At 46.5% G+C, this 4,473-nt stretch carries 4 protein-coding genes and 4 tRNA genes; 7 read left to right on the forward strand and 1 reads right to left on the reverse strand.

Annotated features, from left to right (window positions below):
- The first annotated feature begins 330 nt into the window (after positions 1–330).
- Together murB and birA are read left to right on the forward strand one after the other, a co-directional pair.
- A complete protein-coding gene (murB, locus tag CYR52_RS21960) occupies positions 331–1,368 on the forward strand; it encodes a UDP-N-acetylmuramate dehydrogenase (RefSeq protein WP_072933835.1) in 1,038 nt (345 codons plus the stop codon).
- A complete protein-coding gene (gene birA, locus CYR52_RS21965) occupies positions 1,365–2,324 on the forward strand; it encodes a bifunctional biotin--[acetyl-CoA-carboxylase] ligase/biotin operon repressor BirA (protein WP_101829436.1) in 960 nt (319 codons plus the stop codon). Before murB ends, birA begins: the two co-directional genes overlap by 4 nt.
- A gap of 27 nt (positions 2,325–2,351) precedes the next feature.
- Here the strand turns inward: birA and coaA are convergent, their stop codons facing one another.
- Positions 2,352–3,302, reverse strand: a complete 951-nt coding sequence (gene coaA / locus CYR52_RS21970) for a type I pantothenate kinase (protein WP_072933839.1) — start codon at positions 3,300–3,302, stop codon at positions 2,352–2,354.
- A 427-nt stretch (positions 3,303–3,729) separates the two neighbouring features.
- On the opposite strand from coaA, the gene CYR52_RS21975 reads away from it, so the two are divergent.
- The 5 genes from CYR52_RS21975 to CYR52_RS21995 all read left to right on the forward strand — a co-directional run.
- Positions 3,730–3,805 (forward strand) — tRNA-Thr (locus CYR52_RS21975).
- A 13-nt stretch (positions 3,806–3,818) separates the two neighbouring features.
- Positions 3,819–3,903, forward strand: a tRNA-Tyr gene (locus tag CYR52_RS21980).
- A 141-nt stretch (positions 3,904–4,044) separates the two neighbouring features.
- Positions 4,045–4,119, forward strand: a tRNA-Gly gene (locus tag CYR52_RS21985).
- A 6-nt stretch (positions 4,120–4,125) separates the two neighbouring features.
- Positions 4,126–4,201: transfer RNA gene (locus tag CYR52_RS21990), tRNA-Thr, on the forward strand.
- A gap of 108 nt (positions 4,202–4,309) precedes the next feature.
- The coding region (locus CYR52_RS21995; RefSeq protein WP_241506094.1) for a GTP-binding protein at positions 4,310–4,473 on the forward strand (164 nt) is incomplete at its 3' end.

A 4,473-nucleotide genomic window follows, 5' to 3' on the forward strand; every position in this document is an offset into this window, starting at 1 on the left:
CAGAAGTGAAACGCCGTAGCGCCGATGGTAGTGTGGGGTCTCCCCATGCGAGAGTAGGGAACTGCCAGGCATCAAATTAAGCACGAGGCCATCCGCAAGGATGGCCTTTTTGCTATGGAACAAATCTATTTCTTATGCCTATTTATGCATCAATAATCTCTTATTGTCAGTAGTAGCCTTATTCTCTCTTTCTGATCAAAGCCCTGTCATAGGTCATATCGCTTCCTGCTATTGAGCGAGTCTTTTAGCGTTGTGGGCTTTAAACAATCGATCTACCAGGCCCAGGATCAGGTAGACTACCTTAGATCCCGTTGAGATGAGTTTTGAGTCATGCCTAATCCCCAAATATCGTTGAAGTCTTGCAATACATTCCATATTGACGCTAAAGCACAAAACATCATTAATGCCGATTCTGTTGAAAAATTGCTCTCAGCCTGGCAAGCAGCAACATCAATCCAGCAGGATATTTTATTGATGGGGGAGGGCAGTAATATGCTTTTCCTCGAAGACTTTGATGGCACTATTATTCTGAATCGCATAAAAGGTATTAGCTGTTCAGAAACGTCTACTCACTGGCTATTGGAAGTCGGTGCCGGTGAAAATTGGCATCAGCTGGTTTGCCATACCTTGGAACAAGGCATAAAAGGCTTAGAAAATTTAGCCCTGATCCCTGGCTGTGTTGGCTCTGCGCCTATCCAGAACATTGGTGCTTACGGTATTGAGTTGAAGAATGTATGTAATTACGTCGATATTATTAATTTGCATACTGGCGAAATGACACGTCTCAACCGGGAAGAATGTCTGTTTGGTTACCGTGAAAGTATCTTCAAGCATCAATATCGTGAGGGATACGCTATTACTGCTGTGGGCTTTATCCTGCCAAAAGCATGGCAGCCGACCTTAAGTTATGGGGATCTGAGAAATTTAAATGCATCAACAGCCACTGCACAGGATGTATTTGAGGCCGTTTGCCATATGCGGCGTAGTAAGTTGCCTGATCCTGAGGTAACAGGGAATGCCGGCAGTTTCTTTAAGAACCCTATTGTCTCGCAAGCCATTTTAGAAAAAATTCAGCAGGAGTTCCCAGAAGTTCCTGCCTATCCTCAAGCTAATGGTGAGACTAAGTTAGCCGCAGGTTGGCTGATTGATAAATGTGGCCTGAAAGGTCACGCCCAGGGGCAAGCTGCCGTGCATGCCCAACAAGCGCTGGTTTTAATCAATAGGGGGCAGGCATCTGGGGATGAGATTAGAGCATTAGCCAAATATGTACGCGAAACAGTCGCGGCACGTTTTGACATTTGGCTTGAACCCGAGGTGCGCTTTATTGCAGCACACGGTGAAGTCAATGCTGTAGAGGCACTTTCATGAAAGATCTGACGACCCCATTACATCTTGTCCATATCCTATCAGATGGCGAATTTCATTCAGGCGAGCAACTGGGCAACGAATTGGGAATGAGTCGTGCTGCTGTGAATAAGCACATTCAAACTATCCGTGAATGGGGATTAGACATCTTTACTATTCCAGGAAAAGGATACAGTTTACCTGCGCCTATACAGCTTTTGGATAAAGAAAAAATAATAGCGAACTTGCCGGAAGGGAATATCACTGTACTTTCAGTTATCGATTCTACAAATCAATACCTTTTGGATCGGATTAGCGAGCTGAAGTCTGGGGATGCCTGTGTCGCTGAATATCAACATGCAGGCCGTGGACGTCGTGGAAGGCAATGGGTTTCGCCCTTTGGTGCCAACCTTTATTTGTCCATGTTCTGGCGGCTGGAGCAGGGCCCGGCTGCTGCCATGGGGCTCAGCCTGGTTATCGGTATTGTCATGGCTGAGGTGTTGCAGCAATTAGGTGCAGCGGATGTCAGAGTGAAGTGGCCTAACGATCTCTATCTGCAGGACCGCAAATTAGCAGGTATTTTGGTTGAGCTGACAGGCAAAACAGGTGATGCAGCACAGCTGGTTATCGGCGCAGGTATCAATTTGGCTATGCGCGAGTCTAACAGCCAGGCAATCAATCAGGGCTGGATTAACCTACAGGAAGCCGGTGTAGTGATTGATCGCAATCAGCTCTCTGCAATGCTGCTGAGGCATTTAAGGCAGGCACTACGTGAATTTGAAGTAGAGGGCCTGTCACCCTTTATTAAACGTTGGAACCAGTTAGATAATTTCAAAGATCGTGAAGTGAAGTTGCTTATTGGTGATCAAGAAATTTATGGCATAGCACGCGGAATTGATGCTCAAGGCGGATTGTTGCTGGAGCGTGATGGCATCATAAAACCGTTTATCGGTGGCGAAATTTCGTTACGTGGGGTTTAACAACACAGGGGGGAATACCCCCTGTTATTATTTCCTTAAACGTACTGACTCTACAGCATGATTAGCACTTTTAGTCATTATCAAGCTGGCGCGTTCACGCGTGGGCAATATATTTTCTTGCAGATTTAATCCATTAATTTCACGCCATAGCTGCGTAGCAATGTTAATCGCCTCTGGTTCAGAGAGCTTGGCATAATTATGGAAATATGAGTTTGGATCAGAAAACGCGCCCTGCCGGAATTTTAGGAACCGGTTAATATACCATCCTTGTAATAGCTCTTCTGGCGCATCAACGTAAATAGAAAAATCAACAAAATCAGAAACAAACACCCGGTGTGGATCATGTGGGTAATCCATGCCGCTTTGTAAAACGTTCAACCCTTCCAGAATCAGAATATCAGGTTGCTCAATCGTTTTATGGCCGTCAGGGATAACATCATAAATCAGGTGCGAATAAACCGGTGCTGTAACCTGCTGTGCACCTGATTTAATCTCTGACACAAACCGGACGAGATTATGCATATCATAGGATTGCGGGAATCCTTTCTTTTTCATTAACCCACGTTCCTGCAATACCTTGTTCGGGTGCAGAAAACCGTCTGTCGTGATCAATTCAACTGTCCGGTGTTCAGGCCAGCGGCTTAATAAAGCCTGCAGTAAACGCGCTGTGGTGCTTTTACCTACCGCGACGCTGCCGGCAATCCCAATAACATAAGGGATCTTCTGACCATCAGTACCGAGAAACTGTTCCAGCACGGCCTGACGACGTAAATTTGAACTGATGTAGAAGTTGAGCAGGCGAGACAGGGGCAGATAGATCTGTGCCACTTCATCTAAAGACAAATCTTCATTGATACCTTTTAACTTAACGATCTCTTCTTCGGTAAGCGTGAGCGGCACTGAATCACGTAAGGCTGCCCATTGCGTCCGGTTGAACTGGAGGTAGGGCGTCGCCAGGGATTGGTCTTTTTTCGTCATAAGCTGCGTCTGCCTGTTAGCGCATGCCGGGAGGGGCGCCGTACGCCTACCCAGACAGTAAACAAGCTGTCTATTATAAACAGCTTAATTTTTCACGTAGACAATTTTCTTACAAAGGCATGTTTTCTTTGAGACTTAGCTCCAACATCTGTTGATAGCTGCGGTAAATTTGTTTGAGAGAGCGGGGTGAGCAAGAGAGTAGGAGGGATCGCTGAGTACTAAAATTGGAAAGAAAGAAGGATACCGCCGGCACAACATCGCGTTTCATACCGTCATTTCCTTACTGCTTAAGTCAATTTATTGGCTATTTTCTATTCTGTTTGGGCGCAAAAAGAATGATTTGCGTAAAAACTGAGCATAAGCGCACGAAAAACAAATTTTTTGTTGCATAGGTGCGGATGTCTCCCTAGAATGCGCTGCACTTGATGCCGGCTTAGCTCAGTTGGTAGAGCAACTGACTTGTAATCAGTAGGTCGCCAGTTCGATTCCGGCAGCCGGCACCAAATCAAGTAACCAGGTGGGGTTCCCGAGCGGCCAAAGGGAGCAGACTGTAAATCTGCCGTCACAGACTTCGAAGGTTCGAATCCTTCCCCCACCACCAATTTCCCCCTAGCGCCTGGCGATAGGGAAGCTTGAAATGACCCAGAGTGATTTCAGGCGAAGCAGAAAGAGACCGTAACTTACCAATCCTCTTTCTGACTTCAACAGTCTACAGAAAAATCAGGTAGCCGAGTTCCAGGATGCGGGCATCGTATAATGGCTATTACCTCAGCCTTCCAAGCTGATGATGTGGGTTCGATTCCCACTGCCCGCTCCAAGATGTGCTGATATAGCTCAGTTGGTAGAGCGCACCCTTGGTAAGGGTGAGGTCGGCAGTTCGAATCTGCCTATCAGCACCACTTCTTATTATCTCGCCCCTGATTCTCTTTCTGTTGTGGATTCAGCAAGCAAATGCTTGGTTGATGTGGTGAAACCACCGATTTACTCGTGTATTAGAGGGACAATCGATGTCTAAAGAAAAATTTGAACGTAAAAAACCGCACGTTAACGTCGGTACTATCGGCCACGTTGACCACGGTAAAACAACGCTGACCGCTGCAATCACCAACGTACTGGCTAAGAAATTCGGTGGCCAGGCGCGTGCTTTCGACCAGATCGATAACGCACCGGA

The sequence above is a fragment of the Chimaeribacter arupi genome (genome assembly GCF_002858805.1).
Taxonomy (GTDB): domain Bacteria; phylum Pseudomonadota; class Gammaproteobacteria; order Enterobacterales; family Enterobacteriaceae; genus Chimaeribacter; species Chimaeribacter arupi.